General features: G+C 68.7%; 23 protein-coding genes and 1 tRNA gene. 3 read left to right on the top strand and 21 right to left on the bottom strand.

Going from position 1 to position 22,757, the window contains the following annotated elements:
* Positions 1-189: 189 nt before the first annotated feature.
* Positions 190-489, top strand: coding sequence for a hypothetical protein (locus tag INP52_RS04545; protein WP_194372758.1), 300 nt, complete (start codon positions 190-192; stop codon positions 487-489).
* Here INP52_RS04545 and INP52_RS04540 read toward each other — a convergent pair.
* The 4 genes from INP52_RS04540 to lepA form a co-directional block, all read right to left on the bottom strand.
* Entirely contained in the window at positions 486-920 is a 435-nt protein-coding gene (locus INP52_RS04540) for a pyridoxamine 5'-phosphate oxidase family protein (protein WP_194372757.1), read from the bottom strand. The genes INP52_RS04545 and INP52_RS04540 overlap by 4 nt on opposite strands.
* Positions 921-1,063: 143 nt before the next feature.
* Positions 1,064-2,269: a coproporphyrinogen-III oxidase family protein gene (locus tag INP52_RS04535; protein ID WP_194372756.1), complete on the bottom strand. Its 1,206-nt coding sequence runs from the start codon at positions 2,267-2,269 to the stop codon at positions 1,064-1,066.
* Positions 2,266-3,324: a tRNA dihydrouridine synthase gene (locus INP52_RS04530; protein ID WP_228478419.1), complete on the bottom strand. Its 1,059-nt coding sequence runs from the start codon at positions 3,322-3,324 to the stop codon at positions 2,266-2,268. Before INP52_RS04530 ends, INP52_RS04535 begins: the two co-directional genes overlap by 4 nt.
* Positions 3,321-5,132 carry a translation elongation factor 4 gene (gene lepA / locus INP52_RS04525; protein ID WP_194372755.1) on the bottom strand — a complete coding sequence of 604 codons (1,812 nt, stop codon included), beginning with the start codon at positions 5,130-5,132 and terminating at the stop codon, positions 3,321-3,323. Before lepA ends, INP52_RS04530 begins: the two co-directional genes overlap by 4 nt.
* 107 nt (positions 5,133-5,239) lie before the next feature.
* Here lepA and rpsT point away from each other — a divergent pair, with 107 nt between their 5' ends.
* On the top strand, positions 5,240-5,503 hold the full coding sequence (gene rpsT / locus INP52_RS04520; protein WP_194372754.1) for a 30S ribosomal protein S20: 264 nt from the start codon (positions 5,240-5,242) through the stop codon (positions 5,501-5,503).
* A gap of 469 nt (positions 5,504-5,972) precedes the next feature.
* Here rpsT and holA read toward each other — a convergent pair whose 3' ends face one another.
* The 15 genes from holA to INP52_RS04445 all read right to left on the bottom strand — a co-directional run bounded on the left by holA (position 5,973) and on the right by INP52_RS04445 (position 20,085).
* Positions 5,973-6,944 carry a DNA polymerase III subunit delta gene (holA, locus tag INP52_RS04515; protein WP_194372753.1) on the bottom strand — a complete coding sequence of 324 codons (972 nt, stop codon included), beginning with the start codon at positions 6,942-6,944 and terminating at the stop codon, positions 5,973-5,975.
* Between the two features lie 39 nt (positions 6,945-6,983).
* Positions 6,984-9,341 (bottom strand): ComEC/Rec2 family competence protein, encoded by a 2,358-nt coding sequence (locus INP52_RS04510; protein ID WP_194372752.1) that lies wholly within the window; start codon positions 9,339-9,341, stop codon positions 6,984-6,986.
* Positions 9,334-9,999 (bottom strand): helix-hairpin-helix domain-containing protein, encoded by a 666-nt coding sequence (locus INP52_RS04505; RefSeq protein WP_194372751.1) that lies wholly within the window; start codon positions 9,997-9,999, stop codon positions 9,334-9,336. The genes INP52_RS04510 and INP52_RS04505 overlap by 8 nt, the downstream gene beginning before the upstream one ends.
* A gap of 187 nt (positions 10,000-10,186) precedes the next feature.
* On the bottom strand, positions 10,187-11,440 hold the full coding sequence (gene thiI / locus INP52_RS04500) for a tRNA uracil 4-sulfurtransferase ThiI (RefSeq protein WP_194372750.1): 1,254 nt from the start codon (positions 11,438-11,440) through the stop codon (positions 10,187-10,189).
* Between the two features lie 7 nt (positions 11,441-11,447).
* Positions 11,448-11,732: a DNA-directed RNA polymerase subunit omega gene (locus INP52_RS04495; RefSeq protein WP_194372749.1), complete on the bottom strand. Its 285-nt coding sequence runs from the start codon at positions 11,730-11,732 to the stop codon at positions 11,448-11,450.
* Positions 11,713-12,312 carry a guanylate kinase gene (gene gmk / locus INP52_RS04490; RefSeq protein WP_194372748.1) on the bottom strand — a complete coding sequence of 200 codons (600 nt, stop codon included), beginning with the start codon at positions 12,310-12,312 and terminating at the stop codon, positions 11,713-11,715. Before gmk ends, INP52_RS04495 begins: the two co-directional genes overlap by 20 nt.
* Positions 12,313-12,621, bottom strand: coding sequence for an integration host factor, actinobacterial type (gene mihF, locus INP52_RS04485; protein WP_194372747.1), 309 nt, complete (start codon positions 12,619-12,621; stop codon positions 12,313-12,315).
* A gap of 204 nt (positions 12,622-12,825) precedes the next feature.
* Positions 12,826-13,548 (bottom strand): orotidine-5'-phosphate decarboxylase, encoded by a 723-nt coding sequence (pyrF, locus tag INP52_RS04480; protein WP_194372746.1) that lies wholly within the window; start codon positions 13,546-13,548, stop codon positions 12,826-12,828.
* Complete coding sequence (locus INP52_RS04475; protein WP_408647697.1) at positions 13,542-14,477, bottom strand: dihydroorotate dehydrogenase; 936 nt, start codon at positions 14,475-14,477, stop codon at positions 13,542-13,544. Before INP52_RS04475 ends, pyrF begins: the two co-directional genes overlap by 7 nt.
* Entirely contained in the window at positions 14,471-15,262 is a 792-nt protein-coding gene (locus INP52_RS04470; RefSeq protein WP_194372745.1) for a dihydroorotate dehydrogenase electron transfer subunit, read from the bottom strand. The genes INP52_RS04475 and INP52_RS04470 overlap by 7 nt, the downstream gene beginning before the upstream one ends.
* Before the next feature lie 5 nt (positions 15,263-15,267).
* Positions 15,268-16,572 carry a dihydroorotase gene (locus INP52_RS04465; RefSeq protein ID WP_194372744.1) on the bottom strand — a complete coding sequence of 435 codons (1,305 nt, stop codon included), beginning with the start codon at positions 16,570-16,572 and terminating at the stop codon, positions 15,268-15,270.
* Entirely contained in the window at positions 16,556-17,491 is a 936-nt protein-coding gene (locus tag INP52_RS04460) for an aspartate carbamoyltransferase catalytic subunit (RefSeq protein WP_194372743.1), read from the bottom strand. Before INP52_RS04460 ends, INP52_RS04465 begins: the two co-directional genes overlap by 17 nt.
* On the bottom strand, positions 17,492-18,064 hold the full coding sequence (gene pyrR, locus INP52_RS04455; protein ID WP_194372742.1) for a bifunctional pyr operon transcriptional regulator/uracil phosphoribosyltransferase PyrR: 573 nt from the start codon (positions 18,062-18,064) through the stop codon (positions 17,492-17,494).
* 419 nt (positions 18,065-18,483) lie between these two features.
* Complete coding sequence (locus tag INP52_RS04450; RefSeq protein WP_194372741.1) at positions 18,484-19,236, bottom strand: ABC transporter ATP-binding protein; 753 nt, start codon at positions 19,234-19,236, stop codon at positions 18,484-18,486.
* Between the two features lie 21 nt (positions 19,237-19,257).
* Positions 19,258-20,085, bottom strand: coding sequence for an ABC transporter permease (locus INP52_RS04445; RefSeq protein WP_228478418.1), 828 nt, complete (start codon positions 20,083-20,085; stop codon positions 19,258-19,260).
* 195 nt (positions 20,086-20,280) lie between these two features.
* Between INP52_RS04445 and INP52_RS04440 the strand changes: the two genes are divergently transcribed.
* A tRNA-Asn gene (locus INP52_RS04440) sits at positions 20,281-20,355 on the top strand.
* Between the two features lie 121 nt (positions 20,356-20,476).
* On the opposite strand, the gene INP52_RS04435 is transcribed toward INP52_RS04440, so the two are convergent.
* Entirely contained in the window at positions 20,477-21,337 is an 861-nt protein-coding gene (locus tag INP52_RS04435) for a DegV family protein (protein ID WP_194372740.1), read from the bottom strand.
* Between the two features lie 38 nt (positions 21,338-21,375).
* A complete protein-coding gene (gene rpoD, locus INP52_RS04430; protein ID WP_194372739.1) occupies positions 21,376-22,746 on the bottom strand; it encodes an RNA polymerase sigma factor RpoD in 1,371 nt (456 codons plus the stop codon).
* Between the last annotated feature and the right edge of the window lie 11 nt (positions 22,747-22,757).

Raw genomic sequence — 22,757 nt, 5'->3', positions numbered from 1 at the left:
CCTAGCACTAACGGGTGCCGCACGGCCAGGCTTTCAGCTTCGAGTGCGCGAAAGTCGGTGACAGCTGCGTCCCATGCCAGGATGCCAACTGGGAAAACTCTGGCGAGAAGGTCGCTCTTCTCGTCGAATCGGACGGACTTTCGCGCACTCGAAGCCCGGCACCGCGGGGATGCTCATCGTGGTGTCCTCGTGGTCGGGCAGGTAGCCGTCACGGGCCGCCTGGGCAAGCGGGTAGCCGAGCTCAAGTTGCACTACGCCCACAAGAGCTTTGGCGCGAGCCTGCTGAGAAACCTCGTCAAGTTCTTGCCCTGGCAGCTGGGGCACATCGGGACAATTCGGGGCATCTATACCGACTTTGACACCGTCTCCGCCGCGCTCAGCTTCTCTGCCATGGCGCTCGGCCTCGTACTTCTCGTGATGGGGCTGGCAAGAAGGGACAAGCGCCACCTGGGCGACGTTCCCGCCGGAACGCAGACGCAGGTGCGCTAGACCGCGGGGTCGGAGATCGGGAAGCTCTCGGACTTGTAGCTCGCGTAGTAGCCGCCCTGCGTGGCGGTGAACTTGAGGACGCAGAAGTCGGGATCCGTCACGCCCCTGGAGTAGTACTGCCGGTCCCCCACCCGCCATATCATCCTCTTGGCGTCGGGGTCCTCCGGCACCTCGACGGTCCCCCTCAGCATGACGCCCCTGAAGAAGCGCCGGCCGCAGAAGTAGACGCAGGTCTTGGGGCTATCTCGGTACTGCCCCACCTTCGCAGACGAAGTGCTCGTCGAGAAGTACAGGGTCTTAATCCCGACCCGCTTGCGCGGCGGGAGCATGGCCCGGGTGTTGGGGAAGCCGTCCTCGTCCACCGAGCTGATAAAGGCAGCGCGCTGCTTGTCGATCAGGTTGCCGATCGTCTTCTCTGCGTCTCGTAGCATGGCGGCCTCCTGTATGGGGGGGTGAGAGTGCCTCTAGGGTAGGAGGCGGGGCCACCCGCACAGGCGCCGTCATCGCGCGGCGCGGATGCCGGCGCCGTTCGCGCCCCGAGGGGTCAACCGGACGGCCGGAGCCCAGAGCCCGCCTACGACGCGAGGTCCCAGAAGAGCCCGTAGAGCTCGTTGCCCATGAGCCAGCCGCGCTCGGTCGGTGCGAGGCGACCGTCCTCCCAGCGGACCAGGCCGCGCCCGGTCGCCGCCTCGACGGCCGTGTCGAGCGCAGAGGCTCCCACGGCCTCGCGCGCACGGCCGAGGAGGTCTGGCCCCACGCCGCAGGTCATGCGCAGGCCGAGCATGAGGTCCTCGGCCACGGCCTCCCGCGCGCTCAGCTGCTCCACGTCGAAGGTGAGCTCGGCGAAGCCTGCGGCCGCAGCGATCGCGCGGGTGGGGCTCGTCAGCGTGAGGCGCAGGCGCGCCGCGCCCTGCCGGGCCGCGGGCAGGAAGGGGCATGCGCGGCGGAGGGCCTCGTAGCTCGCCCGCCCAAGCATGCTCGCCGCGGCGGTGCCCAGCCCCAGGTACTCGACACCCGTCCAGTACGCCTCGTTGTGGCGGCAGCGCTGCCCCGGGAGGGCGTAGCTCGCGACCTCGTAGCGGCGAAGGCCTGCCGCACCAAGCACGCGCTCGGCGGCCTCCATGTCATCGGCCTCGGTGTCGTCCGAGGGCCACGGGAGCGCGCCCGTCTCGCAGAGGCGCTCCATCCTCGTGCCCGGCTCGATCATGAGGGGATAGCAGCTCACGTGCCCCACCCCGAGCCCCACGGCGGCCGCAAGGGAGCACTCCCAGCTGGCCGCGGTCTGGTACGGGATGCCGCACATGAGGTCGAGCGAGGTCGCAAGGCCCGCGTCCACGGCGGCGCGGACCCTCTCGCGGGCTAGCTCGGCGGTATGCACGCGCCCCAGGGCGCGGAGCTCGGTGTCATCGAAGGACTGCACGCCCACCGAGACCCGCGTGGCCCCGGCCGCGCGCGCGGCGGCGAGCACCTCGTCGGTGAGGGACTCGGGGTTGGCCTCGAAGGAGACCTCGGCAAGGTCCCCGCTCGCGCAGACGCACCCCACGAGCGCCCCCAGCGCCTCCGCGCCCAGCATCGTGGGCGTACCGCCCCCCAGGTAGGCGGTCTCAACGGAGCCGAGAAGCCCCACGTCTGCGGCCTGCCCCACGAGCCGCTCCAGCGAGTGCTCGTAGGCGCCCATGAGGGGGTTGGCATGGCCGCAGGCCTCGGAGGCAAAGTCGCAGTAGGCGCAGCGCCTGAGGCAGAACGGGAGGTGCAGGTAGAGGGCGGCCACGCCGCTCACAGCGTGGCCTCGACCTCGTCGGCCAGGGCAAGGTAGTCATCAACGCCCACGCAGTGCATGGCGCGCTCGCGCCAGGCGGCGGCGTCGGGGACGCCCCTCAGGTACCAGCCGGCGAGGCTGCGCGCGCGGGCGATGTGGGCCCCGGTGGCCACGAGCAGGCGCACGTGCAGGCGGAAGGCCGCCAGGCGCAGCGCGGCCGGGCGCGGCGCGGGGACCTCGCCTGCGAGCGCGGCCGCAGCGTCGCGGAACACCCAGGGGTTGCCATAGCTGCCCCGCGCGACGAAGCAGGCCGCAGCGCCCGTCTCGCGCAAAAGCGCGGCCGCACGCGGGGCGTCGAGCGCGTCTCCTGAGGCTATGACCGGCACGCCTACGGCCTCAGCCACGCGGCGGATCTGCCCGGCGTCTGACGACCCGCGATACATCTGCGAGGCAAAGCGCCCGTGCACCGCGACGGCCGCAGCGCCGGCCTCCTCCATCGCGCGGGCGAACGCGGGCCCCACGATCTTTTGTGGGGTGCGCCCTATGCGGATCTTCACCGTTACCGGGACGTCGAGCTCCTCCACGAGGGCCCCCACGATGGCGGCCGCGCGCGCGGGGTCGTCGAGCAGCGCCGAGCCCGCGCCGTTGCGCGTCACCTTGGGGACGGGGCAGGCCATGTTCACGTCCACGAGGGCCAGGCGGGCCCCCAGCCGCTCGCGCGCGGCGCGCGCGGCCTCGCGGAAGTGGTCCACGTCGGACCCAAAGAGCTGCACGGCGAGGTCGGGCTCGGCCGGATCGGGGTCCACGAGCTCCCAGGTCTTCTCGCTCGCATAGTGGATTCCCGTGACCGAGACCATCTCGGAGTAGGCAAGGGGCGCCCCTCCCGCGCGTGCCATCAGGCGATAGGCCGCGTCGCTCACGCCGGCCATGGGTGCCATGAGAAAGGGATGGGCGGCCAGGCGCTCCACGAGCGAAAGACCGCGCGCGCAGGCCGCGAAGGGGGCGAGCGCGGCCGAAAGGTCGGCCGCGGGCCCCAGTGAGGCCAGCAGCTCTGAGGTGCTCGGGGGCTCCGTCACTGGTCGTCCACCTTGAGGACGGCGAGGAAGGCCTCCTGCGGGACCTCGACCGAACCGATCTGCTTCATCCGCTTCTTGCCCTCCTTCTGCTTCTCCAGGAGCTTGCGCTTGCGCGAGATGTCGCCGCCGTAGCACTTGGCGAGCACGTCCTTGCGCCGCGCGCGCACGGTCGAGCGGCTGATGACCTTGTTGCCGATGGCGCCCTGGATGGGCACCTCGAAGAGCTGCTGCGGGATGATCTCCTTGAGCTTGTCGCACAGGGCGCGCCCCAGGTCGTAGGCCTTGTCGCGGTGCACGATGAAGCTGAGGGCGTCGACCTCCTCGCCGGCGAGCAGGATGTCAAGCTTCACGAGGTCGGAGGCGCGATACTCGTCGAACTCGTAGTCGAGCGAGGCGTAGCCCTTGGTGCGGCTCTTGAGCTGGTCGAAGAAGTCCAGGATGAGCTCGGCCAGGGGCACGTCGAAGCGCATCTCCACGGACTTCTCCGTGAGGTAGACCATGTCCTGCGTGACGCCGCGGTGCTCGACGGCGAGCTGCATCACGGCCCCCGTGAACGCGGGCGGCACGATGACCTTGGCCTTGAGGAAGGGCTCCTCGATGCGCTCGATGCGCGTGGGCTCGGGAAGGTCCTGGGGACTCCTCACCTCGACCATCTGACCGTCCGTCGTGAAGACGTGATAGTCGACCGAGGGGCTCGTGGCGATGAGGCCCAGGCCGAACTCGCGCTCGAGGCGCTCCTTGACGACCTCCATGTGCAAGAGGCCCAGGAAGCCCACGCGAAAACCGAAGCCCAGGGCCACGCTCGTCTCGGGGTCCCACGTGAGCGAGGGGTCATTCACGTGGAGCTTGTCGAGGGCGTCGCGCAGGTTCTCGTACTCCTTGTTGTCCAGGGGGAACAGTCCCGTGTAGACCATCGGCTTGGCCTCGCGATAGCCCGGCAGGGGCTCGGCGCACGGGCGCTCGGCACAGGTGAGGGTATCTCCTACGCGAACGGCGTCGGGGTCCTTAAGCCCGGTCACCACGAAGCCCACCTCGCCCACGCCAAGCTCGTCGACGGGGGTCTCGGCGGGGCGCCTCACGCCCACGCCGTCCACGAGGAAGTCCGCGTTTGCCTGCATCATCTTGAGACGCTCGCCGGCCCTGATCGAGCCGTCGAAGACGCGCACCGTGGCCACGACGCCGCGGTACTCGTCGAAGTAGGAGTCCAGGATGAGGGCCCTCAGGGGCGCGGCCGCCTCTCCGGCAGGCGGAGAGACCAGGTAGACGATGGCCTCGAGAAGGTCGTGGATGCCCGCGCCGGTCTTGCCCGAGACGCACACGGAGTCCTCGGCGTCAATGGCCAGCTCGTCCTCGATCTCCTGCTTGACCTCCTCGGGGTGCGCGCTCGGCAGGTCGATCTTGTTGATGGCGCACACGATGTCCAGATTGGCGTTCATGGCCAAGTTTGCGTTGGAGACGGTCTGGGCCTCGACGCCCTGGGTGGCGTCGACCACGAGCACCGCCCCCTCGCACGCGGCGAGCGAGCGGGAGACCTCGTAGGTGAAGTCGACGTGGCCCGGCGTGTCGATGAGGTTGAACTGGTAGGTCTGGCCGTCGTCGGCGTCGTACATCACACGCACGGCGTTGCTCTTGATCGTGATGCCGCGCTCGCGCTCGATGTCCATCATGTCGAGGAGCTGGGCGGTCATGTCGCGCTCCTCGACCGTGTGGGTGAGCTCGAGGATGCGGTCGGAGATCGTCGACTTGCCGTGGTCGATGTGCGCAACGATTGAGAAGTTGCGGATATGTGAGGTATCGTTCGTAGACATAGGGAGAATGATAGCGAACTCAGGAGCGTCATGCTATACTCGGCAAGTTGACCTCACCGTGTCTCAGCACCGAGGCCTCACATACCAGGACGCGAAAGGAACTGCACGTGGCTAACATTAAGTCTCAGAAGAAGCGCATCATCACGGCTGAGAAGGCTCGTCAGCGTAACAAGGCCGTCCGATCCGAGCTCAAGACCGCCGTCAAGGCCGTCCACGTCGCCGTTGAGGCCTCCGACGCCCAGGCCGCTCAGACCGCCGCCAACAAGGCGGGCCGCCTGCTCGACAAGGCTGCTTCCAAGGGCATCATCCACAAGAACCAGGCCTCCCAGCGCAAGAGCGGCGTCCAGAAGCTCGTCAACACCGTCAAGTAGCGGGCAGCCGCACAAGCGGAGACAAAGACGTTTGCATGAGCGGCGAATAACCTCTTTCGAGGTTATTCGCCGCTTCCTTTGGCGCGAGTTGTGCTATGGCTGCATCAATGAGAGCCGCTTCCCGTTGAGGTGCCTCGTCTAGCCCCTGGATGATGTAGGGGGGGGTGCCGACAAGTCGTGGAAGGCGCCATGGTCATGTCGATTCTCGTCCCCCTCATCTTCGCCGCTGCGTCAGTGGTCACGTTGGTGTGACCTCTTGGGCTGCTTCGTATTTCTTGCTCAGATCGCGGTCTCCCTCATTCCCCGCGCCGTCGTCGAGCTCCTGATCAGGGCAAGGTTCGACGAGCTGGGCGATCGCAGGTAGCGGGGCGGACGCCCTTGACCAGGCTGTTGTTCCGTGCGACTCGTCCTTCTCGCGCGAGTCTCATGCCCTCTGCCAGGGCATGCCCGTCAGATTCCTAAGCTCGGGCTACTGGGCAGTGGTGGCCCCGCAGATGAGCGCGACGAGAGGGACCATTACGGCATTGGAGTCAGCACCTGACTTGAGCGCCCGCTCGGCGTCCGCGCAGGCGCCGAGAAGCCCCTCGAGCTCCCCGTCGGAAAACCCGCGCGTCCAGCGAACGTGGTTTCTGACCTGCCAGTCGGCCTTCTTGAGCTCGCCCGCCAGGAGGTTGGGCTGGCCACGCGCCGCGAGCGAGCGGGCGCACACGAGCTCCGTGAGACGCGTGGTCACGAGCGACAGCAGCCCCAGGGCCGACCCGTCGAGCAGGTGATAGAGGGCCAGGGAGTGCCCGACGTCGCGCTCCGAGACCCTGTCGAGAAACTCCCAGGGCTTGACCTCGGCGACGCGGGCGACGTGCTCCTCCACGAAGGCGCGCGTGATGGCGCCCGAGCCGCCGAGAAGCGCCGCGAGCGAGCGAATCTGGGTGTCGAGCATGGTGGTGGACTCCCCCGCGCGTGCCACGAGCTCGCGCGCGGCGTCCGCATCGATCGAGACGCCGTGGGAGCAGGCGAGCTTCTGCACGTAGGGCGGCAGGTCGCGCCCCCTCTTGGCCGCGCAGGATATGACGGCCTTGGGGCCCATCTTGGCGACGGCCTTGTACAGGCGGGTCGTCTTGGCGAGGGTCGTCGCGAGAAGCGCCAGGGTGCAGCGGGGATTGGGGTCGGCGAGATAGGCGACGAGGGCCTCCGAGACCGCCTTGGGAAGCCTCTCGGCGCCCTCTATGACGACGACGCGCAGGGACCCCCCCATGGGCAGCGTGTTGAGCGACGAGACCACGGCGTCGGGGTCCAGGTTCGCCGAGGCCGTGAGTTCCTCGATGTCGAAGGCGGAGAACGCCTCGTCCACGCGGGCGCGCAGACGGGCCGCGACCTGTCTGCGCTTGAGCTCGTCGGGGCCCACCGCCAGGTACGCCGGAAGCAGCGCCGCGCCCTGTGCCATCTGTCCCCCCTCGCGAGTCGTGGGCCGTCGGTTCATGAATCACCATGGTAGCACCTCCCCGGGGGCCTCCCTCTCGCAGCTCACCCGCGGCCCCTCGGCCCCCGGCTCGACGCAGACGTCGCCGACATCCTTGGTGCACAGGAAGAGCGACCCCGACCGCTCGAGTGCCTCCACGCAGACGGGGTCGGGGTGACCGTAGGAGTTGCCCTCCCCCGCACTCGCAACCGCCACTTCCGCGTCGAGCGCGCAAGCCTGCTCCTGGGTGAGGGAGACCTCCGAGCCGTGATGGCCCACCTTGAGGAGGTCGATGTCACCCACGTCGCAGCGCGCGAGGGCCGCCCCCGTCTCGTCCTTCTCGGCGTCCCCGCTGAGCAGCGCCGTCAGGCTGCGCGTCCCGTCGTCGAAGGAGAGCGCGAGCTCGACCGAGTCCGCGTTGTGGGTGCCGTCCACGGGCCCCGTCGGCGAGACGACCCTGAGGCGAAAGCCCCCGACCGCGAGCGCGTCCCCATAGCCCACCTCCGAGACGGGCAGGTCCCACGCGCCGGTGGAGCCGCCCACCCCCTCGGCCACCACGAGCCGGTCGACCCCCACGACGGCGAGCAGGTCGTCGAGGCCGCCCACGTGGTCGTCGTGCAGGTGCGTGAGCAGCACGGCGTCGAGGTGGTAGACGTGGGCGCGCGCCAGCGCCTCGACCACGGAGGCGTCCGGCCCCGTGTCCACGAGCGCCGCGTGCGCGCCGTCGGTGACGAGGATGGCGTCGCCCTGCCCCACGTCGAGCACCCGCACGCACGCGGGCGCGAGGAGCCTCCAGCGCAAGAACCAGGCGAGGACGCAGGAGACCGCGACGCCCGTGAGGCCGACGAGCGCGCGGCGCGACGGCCGCGGCCACCAGACGAGCAGCAGCACCGAGGCGCCGGCGAGAAGGGCCAGGGCAGGGCCCTCCTCCACCTCCACGGGCACCGAGGCGAGCGGCAGCGCGGCCAGGGCCCGCAGGAGCCCCACGAACGCGCGGCCCACCGCGTCGCAGCACGCGAGCGCGACGCCCTGCGCGAGGGGAGCGCCCACCAGGCAGGCCGCCACGAGCCCCAGGGACAGAAGCACCGAGAAGAGCGGGGCGAGCAGGACGTTGGCGAGCGGTGCCACGAGCGACAGCTGCGCGAAGACCGCGCAGGTGAGGGGAAGCGTCACGGCCTGCGAGACGAGGGTCAGGGCGAGGGCGTCGACGGCCTCGGCCGACGCGCGCGCAAGGGCGGCCGAGGCCGGCGGCGAAATCCCACGCGGCGGGCGCGCGCGGCCGACGAGGAGGCGCACGAGAAAGCGCGCATAGGCCCCGAACAGGCAGATGCCGCACACGCAGGTGACGGAGAGCAGGTAGCCGAGCTGGCCCGAGACCCCCGGCTCGGCCAGCGCCAGGGCAATCCCCACCGCACTCGCCGACGAGAGCGGGTGGGCACGTCTGCCCACGAGCTCGGCGGCCGACGCCACGAGCGACATGGCCCAGGAGCGCACGGCCGAGACCGGCGCCCCGCAGAAGGCCACGAAGAGGGCGGAGACGACGAGCAGCGCCCCCGCGCGGGCGCCCGGAGCGAGGCTCGTGCGCGAGAGCAGCGACCCTACGAGCGCGCACACGAGCACGAGGTGGCCCCCGGAGACCGCCACGAGGTGCGCCACGCCGCAGGCCGCGAAGGCGTCGTCGAGCCCGCGCGAGCGCAGGGCTGCCGACGAGCCGCAGACGCTCCCCGCAAGCAGGGCCCGCGCGTCCGAGGAGGGCGCGTCGAAGCTCGCGAGCACCGCGCCCCGCAGCCCCTCGAGAGTCCCCAGCGGACCTCCCCGCGGACGGCGGGAGAGCACGCGCACGACCCGCACGTTCCCCGCGAGCCCCTGCATGCGCGAGGAGACGCCCCATGCGTCCTCCCCGTTCGCCGAGAAGCGCCCGACGCACGTGATCGTGGAGCCGAAGGCGAGCTCCTCGGGGGCGCTGAGCCAGACCGAGCCCGCTCGGCGGCCGTCCGTGAGCACCTCGGCGCGGCCCTGCCATCCCGAGGCCCCCTCGGACAGGTCCCCCGCGACCCTAAGCTCCCAGGAGGACACGGAGCCCGACGCGAGGGCGCGCCCGACGGACTCCTGACGCGCGAGCTCGAGGGAGCAGGCGAGCGCGCCGGCCGCCAGGGCGCAGGACAAGACCGCGAGGAGGGGGATGACCGCACGCGCCGGCGTGCGCGCGAGAAGGCCCAGCGCCCCGGCCACGAGCGCGCCGATGATGCCGGTCGCCCTCGCGAGCGCGACCGGGTCGGGGGCCAGACGCAGCGCGACCCGCTCGCAGGCAACGAGCGCCACGAGGGCCCAGAAGGCCGGTGGGATGGCCGGGCGCGAGGGCGCCGCGGCCCCCTCAGACACAGATCCTCCCCTCCAGCTTGGCGTACTTCTTCTCGCCGATGCCCGAGACCCGCATGAGGTCCTCGGGGGCCGTGAAGGGCCCGTGGGCTGCACGGTCCTCCACGATGGCCCTCGCGGTCGCCTCCCCCACCCCTGGAAGCTCCTGGAGCTCCTCGGCGCTCGCCGTGTTGAGGTTAACGGGGGCGGCGACGGCCGATTCCGCGACGCCGTCCGCGGAGCCGGTCGCGTCGGCCACTGGGGCGGCCTCCCCCTCGACGGGGACGTGGACCTTCTCCCCGTCCCGGAGCGCGGCGGCGAGGTTCAGGGAGGACACGTCGGCCCCCTCGGAGAGGCCCCCCGCCGCGACCAGGGCGTCGTTCACGCGCGGGGCGCCCGAAAGCTCGTAGACGCCCGGTGCGGCCACAGCCCCGTCCACGTACACGACGAGCGTCGGCTCGGGCTCGGCGGGCTCCTCCGACTCCACGGTCGCACCCGCCGGCTCCTCCGCGACCTCGTCCACGCGCTCCACCACGAGGCCGCGCTGGCCCGCTGCGACCCACGCGAGCGCGCCGACGCCGACCACGAGCAGCGCCACGAGCGCGACCGCCACGGCGGGGCGCCCCAGGATTCCATAGCGTCCTGCCAGCCTCCGTGCCCCTCTCGCGCGCACCTGTGCCACGAGCCCCACCTCCCGCTTCCAGCATGCGCCGCCGGGAGGGCCCGTGGACCGGCAACGTGAGCAGGCTCGCCGCGGACCTTCCCGCATTCTTTGGGGAGGCTGACACAAAAGAAGCGCGCCCCTGCTAGAGAGGGGCGCGCTCGAGGTACGCAATCCGCAAGGGGGATGCCGCTCGCCGGCGAAAGGGCTACCGCTCACCCTCCTTGCGAGCCCCGGCGAGCTCAGCGTGACGCGCGCGGTACTCGTCCGCCCGGGGGGGACGGTAGGAGGGGCACTGCGAGAAGTCGCGCCACTCGGCTCGCTCCACGAGCTCGTCGACCATGGCGGCGTGGTCGAAGCTCTCCCACGCCTCGAGGACATGCGCGATGCGCGCGTGGGTCTCGGGGCGACGGGGCATGAAGAGGGTGCAGCAGTCCGGCGCGGTCTGGCACGAGATGTCGTAGGTGCCGATCTCCTGCGCGCGACGTATGATCTCCTGCTTGTCCGACCCGATGAGCGGGCGCAGCACCGGCATGCTCACCGCCTCGTCGACCGCCGCGATGTTCTCGAGGGTCTGCGAGGCGACCTGCCCGAGCGACTCGCCCGTGACGAGGGCCTTCGCGCCCTCGAGGTGCGCTATGCGCTCGGCCACCTGAACCATGACGCGACGGTAGATGATAATGCGCAGGCTCTGCGGAACCGCGAGCGATATCTCGCGCTGACGCTCGCCGAACGGGACCACGTACAGCCGCCCCACCACGCCGGAGGGCGCGAGGGCGTCCACGATGTCCTGGCAGAGCCACTCGCTCGTGTCGGCCGTCATGGGCCGGCCCGAGAAGTGCACGGGGACGCACGTGGCGCCGCGCCGTCCCACCATCCAGGTGGCGACCGGAGAGTCGAAGCCGCTCGATAGGAGGGGCACGACCTTGCCCGCCGTGCCCACGGGGAGCCCGCCCACGCCCGGGGCGGAGGCGGCGTAGACGTAGGTCGACCCTTGGACCACGTGCACGACCACGGTCACGTCGGGATGGTGGACGTCGACCTTCTTGTCCGGGAAGGCCTCGCACAAAGCCGAGCCCACGAGACGGTTCATGTCTATGCTGTGGCGCTCGTAGGTCGTCGCGGAGCGTCGCGCGTGCACCTTGAAGCTCGCGAAGTCGCCAGACTCTCCGAGGGCGCGGATGGCGCAGGCGACGTAGTCGCCCTCGTCGAGCCCGCAACGATAGGCCAGGCTGACGCGCGCGACGCCGGGGACGCGACGGATGGCGGCCGCCATCTCCTCGCTCGCGTGCGCGTCTGCCGACTCGACGACCACGTAGCCCGAGATGCGGGCGATCGCGGCCACGTCAAACGCCTTGAGGGCGCGGCGCAGGTTCTTGACGAGCTGGTTCTCGAAGATTGCGCGGTTCTTGCCCTTGAGGCCGATCTCGTGGTAGTGGACGAGGCAGAGTCTCTGCGTCATGGCGCTCCTACAGGGGGATCGTGTTCGCGCCCTTGATGTCCTCGTCGAAGTCGTCCTTGACGAAGCCCAGGGTGCCGTCCTCGATCTCCTGCATGGCGACGGACACCGAGTCCCTGCCGGAGACGACGGTGGTGATGTCGTCGAAGTCCTGGATGGCCGTCACGCGCAGGTGCTGGCCGCGGACCATGTTGTTAATGTCGCAGGCGCGCTTGGATGCGAGCGAGCAGAGCAGAAAGGGGTTGTGCTCGGTCTTCTCGAGCAGGTTGTCGATCTCAGGCTTGATCACAGACATCTTTTGAGGGACCTCCGTTAGTCTCGTACGTTTCAATCACATGTGCCAGCTCCGTGGCCGCCCGCTCGAGGTCGTCGTTGACGATGCGGACGTCGTAGCTGCGGGCGAGCTCCATCTCCTTGCGGGCGTCGGCCAGTCGGCGCGACACGGACGCCTCGTCCTCGGTCCCGCGCCCGCGCAGGCGTCGCTCGAGCTCGGCCATGCTGGGCGGCTCGATGAAGACGAGAACCGCGTCGGGATGGGCCCGACGCACGCTGAGGCCACCCTGCACGTCAATCTCCAAGATGACGGAGCGACCCTGGGCGATGAGGCGGTCGGCCTCCCTTTTGAGGGTCCCGTAGCGGTGCCCGTGAACCCAGGCCCACTCCAGGAACTCCCCCGCCTGGACGCGCCGCTCGAACGCGGCATCGTCCATGAAGTAGTACGAGGACCCGTCGATCTCTCCGACGCGCGGGGGCCTCGTGGTCGCAGAAACCGTCAGGCCCAGGCATGAGAGGCGGGCGCGCACGCGCGCCACGAGCGTTCCCTTGCCCACGCCTGACGGCCCCGAGACGACGAAGAGTCGGGCTTCTCTGGTCACTTACTTGGAGAGGGCCTCGACGAGCTGCTCGCGCTGGCGGGCACCGAGGCCCTTGACGCGACGCGTGGCGGAGATTCCCAGCTCGTCCATAATCTTGGCAGCCTTGGCCTTGCCGTAGCCCGGCAGGGACTCGATGAGGGCGGAGACCTTCATGCGGCTGGCGATGGGATCGTCGGAGTCGAGGACGCCCTCGAGGGTGACCTTGCCGCTCTTGATCTTCTCGCGAAGCTCGGCGCGCGCGTGACGGGCCTGAGCGGCCTTCTCGAGGGCGGCCTTGCGCTGTTCGTCAGTAAGCTGGGGTAGAGCCATATGTTCCTCCAAACATCGAACGTCTCAATAAGCTGCCCCGCCGAGGCGGACGGCAAACTCGCAGTGCCTAGTGTGCCCATTTATCTCTGGTTTTGCAAGCCTCATCCATTAAAAGTGCAGGTCAGAGGCAAGCCTCCACAAGCCGGGAGGGACACAAACGTACCTGGCCCCGCATTTTCGCAGCTCAGGGGGGCGGTCGGCCACCTATGCCATGAGCTCTGCGCAGATGGCGTCGAAGGCCCCCGCCGGGTCTGCGGCCCCCGCGATGGGACGGCCGACGACCAGCTGGGAGGCCCCGGCGGCCAGCGCCTGCGACGGCGTGGCGACGCGCCTCTGGTCCGCAAAGGCCGAACCGGCGGGGCGCACGCCCGGGCACACGATGAGGGCCTCGGGGCCGAGCAGGGAGCGCATCCGGGCAGCCTCCTGCGGCGAGCAGACGAGGCCGTCGGCACCAGCCGAGTGCGAGAGGGCGGCGAGGCGGGAGACCTCCCGGGGCAGCGGGTCGAAGATGCCCACCTCCGCGAGGGCGCGGGCGCCCATGCTCGTGAGGACCGAGATCGCCAGGAGCCTCGTGCGCGCGCCGTCGCGCTCAAAGGCGGCCTCCTCGGCTCCCGCGCGGGCCGCGCGGATCATGGCCGACGCGCCCAGGCCGTGAATCGAGAGGAGGTCTGCGCCCGTGAGCGACGCCGCGCGGACCGCGCCCTGCACCTGGAACGGGATGTCGTAGATCTTGAGGTCCAGAAAGACGGACAGGCCGCGGGCACGCAGGTCATCCACGACGACAGGCCCCTCGGCGTAGAACAGCGTCATGCCCACCTTGACCCAGCGCGCCCGTCCGCTCAGGAGCTCGGCGAGCTCGAGGGCCCGCGCGCGGTCGCAGTCAAGGGCGACGATAACCTTGTCGCTCGCTTCCTCGTAGCTCAGCATTCGGCGGCTCCAATCAGATCGTTGATGGTGGTGACCCCCTGCTCCAGGGCCCATGCCGCCAAGCCGTCGACGAGACGCGAGGCGCAGGTGGGGTCGTAGAAGTTGGCGGTTCCCACGCTCACCGCGGTGGCGCCGGCCAAGATCATCTCGGCAGCGTCCTCCACGCCCGCGACGCCGCCCATGCCGTTTACGGGAATCGAGACGGCGTGCGCGGCCTCCCAGACCATGCGGACCGCGATGGCGTGGATGGCCGGGCCCGAGACGCCCCCCGTAGGACGGGAGAGGCGGCTCCTCCTCGTGTGGACGTCGAGGGACATGCCGCTGATCGTGTTGATGAGGCTGAGGGCGTCGGCCCCGGCGTCCTCGCAGGCGCGCGCGACCTCGGCCACGCGGACGGGGGCCAGCTTCACGAGGAGCGGGCGGCTCGTGCGCGGGCGCACGGCGCGGACGACCTCGGAGGCGTCCTCGGGCGTGCCGCCCACGAGCGCTCCCCCGCGTGCGAGGTTGGGGCAGGAGACGTTCAGCTCAAAGGCGCTCGCCCAGGGCGCGTGCTCCTCGGCGAGCTCGACGGCGGCCGCGTACTCCTCGACCGAGTGGCCCGCGACCTGGAAGATCACGCGGCACCCGCGCCCCTCAAGGTCCGCAAGGTAGGCCCCCTGGCCCTCGACCACGCCGCAGACGCCCGGGTTGGCCAGGCCGACCGTGTTCATCATGGCCGAGGGGACCTCGCACATGCGCGGGGCAGGGTTTCCCTGCCAGGGCTCGGCCGAGCACCCCTTGGTCGTGATCGCGCCGAGGCGCCCCACGTCGAAGAAGCCCTCGAACGCGGAGCCGAAGCCAAAGGTCCCCGAAGCCGTGCACACGGGGTTCTTCATCCTGACGCCGCCCAGGTCGACGGCCATGGAGACGCTTCGTGCGCCCATCACCATGCCACCTCCTCGGCGTCGAAGACGGTGCCGTCCTTGCAGGCGGAGGCATAGCCGCCCGACGCGAGGGCGACGTTGCAGGTCCCGCAGGCGCCGAACCCGCACGACATCATGCGCTCCATGGAGACCTGGCAGCCCACGTGCGCCTCGTGGGCGAGACGCGCCACGGCGGCCATCATGGGCTCGGGCCCACAGGCGTAGACCTCGTCGTAGGCGCGGCCGGCGAGAAGAGCCCGGAGCCCGTCGGTCGTGACCCCCCGCAGGCCGGCCGAGCCGTCGTCGGTCGTGAGGACCACCTCGGACGCGCCGAGGGAGCGCAGCTCGTCGGCCCCCCACAGGCGGCTCGCGTCGGTCGCCCCCACGACGGCGTCGAAGGGCACGCCCGCGTCCGCGAGCATTCCCGCGCAGGCCACGATCGGCGTGACGCCCACGCCCCCGGACACCAGCGCCGCGCGGAGCTGTCCCGGACGCACGCGCCAGGGATTGCCGCACGGCCCCACGACCGTGGCGGCGTCGCCGGGCACCATGCGGCTGAGCCGCCGCGTGGCGTCGCCGACGAGCGCGTAGATGATCTCGACCGAGCCCGCCTTCGCGTCGGCGCGCGAGAAGGACAGGGGCACGCGCAGGATCTGGCTCGCGTCGCCGGGGACCGCGACCTCGAGGAACTGCCCGGCCCGGAGCCCGGACGCGAGCTCGGGGGCGGACAGGACGATCCTGAAGAGCTTCTCGGCGACGCGCTCGTTGGAGGCGACCGCGACGTCGTGAAGGCCCGTCTGGCCGGTCGGCATGGGCCCTACCTCCCCTGCGACGTGACGACGCCGTCGGTGAGGGTGCGCCGCCCGTTGACGAAGACGTCAGTGGCCACGCCGGTAAGGGTGCATCCGAGGAAGGCCGAGTTCTTGGAGCGGCTCTCGAAGTAGTCGGGCGTGACCTCGATCGTGGCGGTCGGGTCGATGAGGGTGAGGTCGGCGGCCGAGCCCGCCTCGAGGCGCACCGGCTCCAGGCGCAGAATCTCGCGTGGTGCCACGGCCATGGCCTCGACGAGGCGAGACCAGCTCATCTTCTGCGGGCCGACGAGGTTCGTGAGCATGAGCGGCAGAGACGTCTCCAGCCCTATGGTTCCGAAGAAGGCGATCTCCCACTCGCAGTTCTTCTCGTGCGGGGCGTGGGGGGCGTGGTCGGTCACGAGGCAGTCGATGGAGCCGTCCACGAGGCCCTCGACGAGGGCGGCCGCGTCGGCCGCCGAGCGCAGGGGCGGGTTCATCTTGAGGTTCGTGTCGTAGGTGTCCGTGATGTCGTCCTCGCACAGGAACAGGTGGTGGGGGCAGACCTCGCAGGTCACAGGCAGGCCCTCGGCCTTGGCGGCCCGCACGAGCTCGAGGCCCCTGGCCGTGGAGATGTGCGCGATGTGCAGGGGACATCCCGTGAGCTTGCACAGCTCGATGTCGCGGTAGATCTCGAGCTCCTCGCCCAGGGCGGGCCAGCCGAACATGCCCAGGCGCGTCGAGGCGCGCCCCTCGTTGATGACCCCATGGGCGGTGAGGGACTCAACCTCGCAGTGGGCGATCGCGACGCGGCCGAACTGCGAGACGTACTCCATGCAGGTGCGCATCATGCCGGCGCCCTGCACGCCGTGGCCGTCGTCGGAGAAGGCCGCCGCGCCCTCGACGACCATGTCGCCGATCTCGGCGAGTGACTCGCCCTTCTCGGCGCGGGTGAGGGCCCCGATCGGGCGCACGTGGCACAGGCCCGCCTCATGGGCGCGGTCGATCTGGTAGCGAATCTCGGCGCCCGTGTCGCTCACGGGGTCGGTGTTGGGCATCGTGGCCACGTCGGTGAAGCCTCCATGCGTGGCCGCGCGGCTGCCCGTCTCGATGGTCTCCTTATACTCGAAGCCGGGGTCGCGGAAGTGCACATGCATGTCCACGAGGCCGGGCACGAGGTACTTGCCGCGGGCGTCTATGGCCTCTGCGCCAGCGGGACGCGCGAGGTCCTCCCCCACCGCCTGGATTCGTCCCTCGTCGATAAGGACGTCGCGAACGCAGTCGAGCGCCACCTGCGGGTCGACGACGTGGGCACCCCTAAGCAGAAACGCCATTGTTCTCTCCTCCCAGAAGCAGGTACATTGCGGCCATGCGCACGAGGACTCCAGCGTTCACCTGGGCGAGGATCCTCGAGCGGGCGCAGTCGGCCACGTCGGCGTTGATTTCCATGCCTCGGTTCATGGGGCCTGGGTGGCAGATAATGGCCTCGGGGCGCATCCGGTCGACGCGGCTCATGTCGAGGCCCCACAGGCGGTTGTACTCGCGCCGGGACGGGATCGCGGCGCCCTCCATGCGCTCGAGCTGCACGCGCAGCATGTAGACCACGTCCATGTCCGCGATCACGGAGTCCAGGTCGGAGGTCTGGGGCACGCCGAAGTAGTCGGGGTCGGCGATCTGGAAGGTCGGCGGGCCCACGAGCGTCACCTCGGCGCCCATCGTCTTGAGCGCGGGCACGAGCGAGCCGCACACGCGGCTGTGCGAGAGATCGCCGACGAGGGCCACCTTGAGGCCGTCTAGGTGGCCGAAGTTCTCGCGGATCGTGTAGAGGTCGAGCAGCGCCTGCGTGGGGTGCTGGTGCTTGCCGTCGCCGGCATTGATGACCACGGCGTCGGTGTGCTCGCAGATCTTGTGCGGGGTGCCGGCGAGCTTCGCGCGGCAGATGAACATGTCGACGCTCATGGCGTCGATCGTCTCGATGGTGTCGGCCAGGCTCTCTCCCTTGACGACCGAGGACGTGGCCCCTCCCATGGAGAGGCTGTCGGCCGACAGGCGCTTCTCGGCGAGCTCGAAAGAGCTCTTGGTGCGCGTCGACGGCTCGAGGAAGAGGTTCACGATCGTGCGGCCGCGCAGGGCCGGGACCTTCTTGATGGCGCGCTTGTTGACCTCGGAGAACGAGCGCGCCGTGTCGAGGATCTGCGTGATGTCGTCGGCGGTGAGGCTCGTCGTGTCGATCAGGTGCTTGACGGATAGCATCTAGCGGGCACCTCCCTCGTGCTGCTCGGTCGGCTTGGTCCAGATCTCGACCGAGGTCTTGTCGTCGAAGGGGCTCACGCACAGGCGCACGTCCTCCTCGTGGGAGGAGGGCACGTTCTTGCCCACGTAGTCCGCCCTGATGGGGAGCTCGCGGTGGCCGCGGTCAATCATGACCGCGAGCTGGACGGTCTTGGGGCGCCCGAGGTCGATGAGGGCGTCAAGCGCGGCGCGGATTGTGCGGCCGGTGTAGAGCACGTCGTCCACGAGGATGATGTCCGCCCCGTCAACGGCAAACGGGATGTCGGTCCTGAACATGACCGGCTGGATGGCGCGCGTGACGTCGTCGCGATAGAAGCTCACGTCGAGGGTGCCCACGGTCGGGCGGACCCCCTCGATCTTGACGATCTCGTCTGCGAGCAGGGGCGCGATGACAGCTCCGCGGCGCACGACGCCCACGAGCGCTAAATGGTCGGCCCCCTCGTTTCTCTCGATGATCTCGTGGGCGATGCGGGTGAGCGCGCGGCGCATAGCCTGCTCGTCCATGATCTGGGCCTTAAGCGTGGCCTGTTCCATGGGACTCCCTTCCTACAAAAAAGATGCCCTACCACTTGCGCGGCACGAGGCACCCGAGAAAGGCATATGAAGCGTCCGAGGACTGACCTTGAGGGTATCTCGTACCGACTTAAAGGTTCCAGAGCACTCTACGCCAAAGTTTCCCTGTCCACAAGGGCCAATTGTCCCTTTTGCGGCGTCCTCACGAGTTTGGATGCGCGTTGGGCATCTTCTGATGGCTCAACGGTGCCCGGCGAAGGCCCAAAGGGGACTTGCCAGCAGTTTTTTGAGCTCACCCCAAGTAGAGAGAAAATGGCCAACCCTCTGACCTGCTGCTTTCCTGGGCTCACCCCGACCAATACTCAACAGGTCGCGAAAAAACTGCTGACAAGTCCCCCTGAGCCTATTTTCGAGCTTTTTCATGGTGTCCCGACGCGCCCCTAGCCGAACTGCGCCCGATAGGCCTGGCACACCTCGACGACCGGGCCGTCCATGCGCTGGACGCCCTTCTCGATCCAGATGGCGCGCTGGCAGATGCGCTCGACCTGCTCGAGCGAGTGGGAGACGAACAGGACCGTGACCTTGCCGGACTCGATGAACTCGCGGATGCGGCGCTCGCACTTCTCCTGGAAGAAGACGTCACCCACCGAGAGGGTCTCGTCGACGATGAGGACGTCGGGCTCCGTGACCGTGGCGATGGAGAACGCGATGCGCGCGACCATGCCCGACGAGTAGTTCTTGAGCGGCATGTCCATGAAGTCCTGGAGCTCGGCGAAGTCGATGATGTCCTGGAGATGGGCGTCGATGAACCCCTTGGAGTAGCCCAGGAGGGCTCCGTTAAGGTAGATGTTCTCGAGGGCTGTGAGGTCGACGTCGAAGCCCGCCCCGAGCTCGATGAGGGGGGCGATGGAGCCCCGCACCCTGACGGAGCCCTCGGAGGGCTCGAGCACACCGGCAATGCACTTGAGCATCGTGGACTTGCCAGAGCCGTTGGTGCCCACGAGCCCCACGACCTCGCCGGGGCTCACCTTGAAGTCCACGTGGTCGAGGGCCCTGAACTCCTTGAAGAACAGCTCGTGCCTCATGAGCTTGATAAAGTACTCCTTGAGGTTGTTGAGCTGCTCACTCGCGATGTTGAAGATCATCGAGACGTCGTTGACCTCGATCGCGTACTCGGGGGAGGTTTCAGCCATGCGCGGATAACTCCTTGGATGCTAGATGTAGAGGATGAACTTGTGCTCGACCTTGCGAAAGACCAGGACGCCCGCAAGAAGGGCGACGAGCGCCCAGGCGACGGCCAGAACGATCACGATGGCGCCCGGGCTTGCCTGGTAGACGATGGCGCAGCGCATCATGTCGAGGTAGTTGTACATGGGGTTCGCCTTGACCACCGCGAGGACGAGCCACGGTACGTCGGGGCTGTTCGTCAGCAGGGAGAGGTCCCAGAAGATGGGAGTGAGGTAGGTCCAGGCCGTGAGCAGGACGCTCCACAGGTGGATCATGTCGCGGAAGAAGACCGCGAGGGCGCCGATGAGCATGCTCACGCCCATGCAGAAGACCATGAGCAGCAGAAGGGCCGGAATCATCCAGACGAGGTGCCAGGTGGGCGCAATCCGATAGAAGAGCATCACGATCACGACCGCGATGAGCGAGAAGGCGAAGTTGACCGCGGCGGAGAGGACCTTCTGGACCGGGAAGACCCAGCGGTCCACCTTGACCTTCTTGAGCAGCGGCGCGGCGTCGATGATGGAGCGCAGACCTGCGCTCGTGGACTCGTTCATGAGGCTGAAGGTGACGTTGCCCACGATGAGGTAGAGCGGATAGTTGGCGACCGAGGAGCCCTTGAGGAAGTAGCTGAACACGAAGCTCATGATGATCATCATCAGCAGGGGGTTCAAGACGCTCCAGACCACCCCCAGAACCGAGCGGCGGTACCGCAGCTTGAAGTCCTTGGTCACGAGCTGCTCGAGGATGAAGCGGTCCTTGTCGTTTCTCCTCGAGACGTGCGCGGGGCCGTCCGTGACGGTGATGTCTTGGCTCAAGATTCCTCCCGGTCGGGCCGAGCGGTGCTTTGGGTGATGCAACGTGACCTGCAAATCCTAGCACAGCGCATGGCGGGTCATGAAAACGGCAGAGCGGGGGCTCGTCCACGCGGGTGCCGCGAAGAAATCGGAAATTGCCCCTTGCGCCAATCTCGCGCATCGGTATACTGATTCCTTGCGTGGAAGCGTCTTCATTCCCCGGTGGCGCAGTGGTAGCGCAGCTGACTGTTAATCAGCGTGTCGCAGGTTCGAATCCTGCCCGGGGAGCCATTTAGAATTCATACGAACCAGCGATTTCTTTCGCTGGTTTTTTTATGCGAATCCTGCCCTGGCGAGAAGGACGAGACCCTAGGCCAGCACCTGATCTTGCCGACGGGCCCGCCTGAACGTCCTAGAGCGTCTCCGGCCGCACTGCGATGCCTACGAGGGCGGGGCCGGTGTGCACGACGAGGTCCGGGGAGAGCGCGCTCGGAAAGACGTCGGAGAGATTCGAGACGCACGAGCGCAGGCGGGCCATGAGCTCCGCGGTTCGGTCCTCTGTCTTGGTGCAGCACACCGAGCAGACCACGCTCCCGAACTTCTTTGCTCGTTCCCGCGCGAGCTCCAGCTCGCTCGCTAGGGCTCTCTCCCAGCCGCGTGCCTTCTTGAGGACGATCACGCGCCCCTGCTCGTCGCAGGAAAGGATGGGCTTGATGTTGAGAACGGTGCCCAGGCGATAGGTGGCCTCGTTGATGCGCCCGCCGCGACGGGTGTATGCGAGGTCCTTCATCGCAAAGAAGATGCGCGTCTCGGAGCTGAGGACTTCAAGACGGCCCTGCAGCTCGTCGAACGCGACGCCACCCTCGACGAGGCGAACGGCCTCCATGACCACGAAGCCGGCCCCGATGCCGACCGACCTGCTGTCCACCACCAAGGTGGGAAAATCGTCGCTCTGACGCGCGACGAGCTCGACCACCGAGCACGTCGAGGAGAGGCCGCTCGCCGTGGTCACGAACACGCCGCGCTCGTAGCCGTCGGTGCGGGCTCGCCCGAGCGCGGCACGGACGTCGTCGGGGCTGGGGAGGCTCGTCGTGGGAACCTCGCCCGGCATGCGATCGACGACGTCGTCCGTGGTGATGTCGACGCCCGAGCGATACGTCTTTTCCGCATAGCTCACCAGCAAGGAAACCTCGCGGACGTCATGGGCGGCCGCGAAGGAAGCCGGGACATCGGTTCCCGTGTCCGTGAGCACGGCAATGCGCTGATCGTTCATGAAGTCCTAGCCTTCCAGTTGACGCCTCGACGCGAGGATCACTCCTCCATGTAGTCTTTCAGACGTCCGCTGCGGCTGGGATGACGGAGCTTGGCCAGGGTCTTGCTCTCGATCTGGCGGATGCGCTCGCGAGTCACGCCGAACTCGCGCCCGACCTCCTCGAGGGTGCGCGGGTGGCCGTCCTCCAGGCCGAAACGGAACTTGATGACCTTGCGCTCGCGGTCCGCCAGGCCGTCGAGGACCTGGTCGAGCTGCTCGCGCAGCATCGAGTCGGAGGCCGCCTCGGGCGGTGCCACGGCGCTGGAGTCCTCGATGAAGTCCCCGAGCTGGGAGTCCTCCTCCTCGCCTATGGGCGTCTCGAGGGAGACCGGCTCCTGGCTGATCTTCTGGATCTCGCGCACGCGATCGGGCGACATGCCCATCTCGTCGCCGATCTCCTCGGGGGTGGGGTCGCGCCCAAGGTCCTGCAGGAGCTGGCGCTGCACGCGGATGAGCTTGTTGATGGTCTCGACCATGTGCACCGGAATGCGGATGGTGCGCGCCTGGTCGGCAATCGCGCGGGTGATGGCCTGGCGGATCCACCAGGTGGCATAGGTGGAGAACTTGAAGCCCTTGGTATAGTCGAACTTCTCGACGGCGCGGATGAGGCCGAGGTTGCCCTCCTGGATGAGGTCGAGGAAGAGCATGCCGCGTCCCACGTAGCGCTTGGCGATGGAGACCACCAGGCGCAGGTTGGCGCTGATGAGCTGCTGCTTGGCATCCAGGCCCACCTGCTCGATGCGCATGAGGCGCCGCTGCTCGGCGCGGGTGAGCTCGGCCTCGGCGGCCTCGAGCTTGCCCGTGGCGTCGCAGCCCGCCTCGATCTTCATGGCAAGGTGGACCTCCTCGGAGGCCGTGAGCAGGTCGACCTTGCCGATCTCCTTGAGGTACATCCGCACCGGGTCGCCCGTGAGCATGACGGTCGAGGTGTCCTGGCGCCGGGCACGGGCGCGCGAGGAGCGCCTGGGCTTGGTCGCCTTGGCCTTGGGGACGGCGCGCAGGGCCTCCTTGACGGCCTTGGCCTCGTTGGCGCTCTCGGACTCGCCCTCATCGTCGTCGGGGGACGCGTCGCGGGAGGACTCCTCCTCGTCGTCGTCATCCTCGTCGAAGTCCTCCTCAGTCGCATCGCCAGCGAGCGCGGGGTCCGCCGAGGGGGTCTCGCCGGTGCCCGTGACCTCGACGCCCTTGGCGCGCAGCGCATCGTAGAGGTCGGAGAGCTCGTCATCGTCGACGTCTATGTCGCGCAGGGCGACCTGTATGTCATCCTCGGTGAGGGCCGCGCTCTTCTTGGCGCTGCCCACGAGGTCCTTGACGACCTTGTTGAGCTCGTCGGAAAGCTTGATGTCCTCATTGGTCTTCTTACCTGCCACGTATCTCCCCT

The organism is Thermophilibacter immobilis, from assembly GCF_015277515.1.
Lineage (GTDB): Bacteria > Actinomycetota > Coriobacteriia > Coriobacteriales > Atopobiaceae > Thermophilibacter > Thermophilibacter immobilis.
The sequence above is the reverse complement of the archived record's forward strand: the minus strand, read 5'-3'. Positions and strand labels throughout refer to the sequence as shown.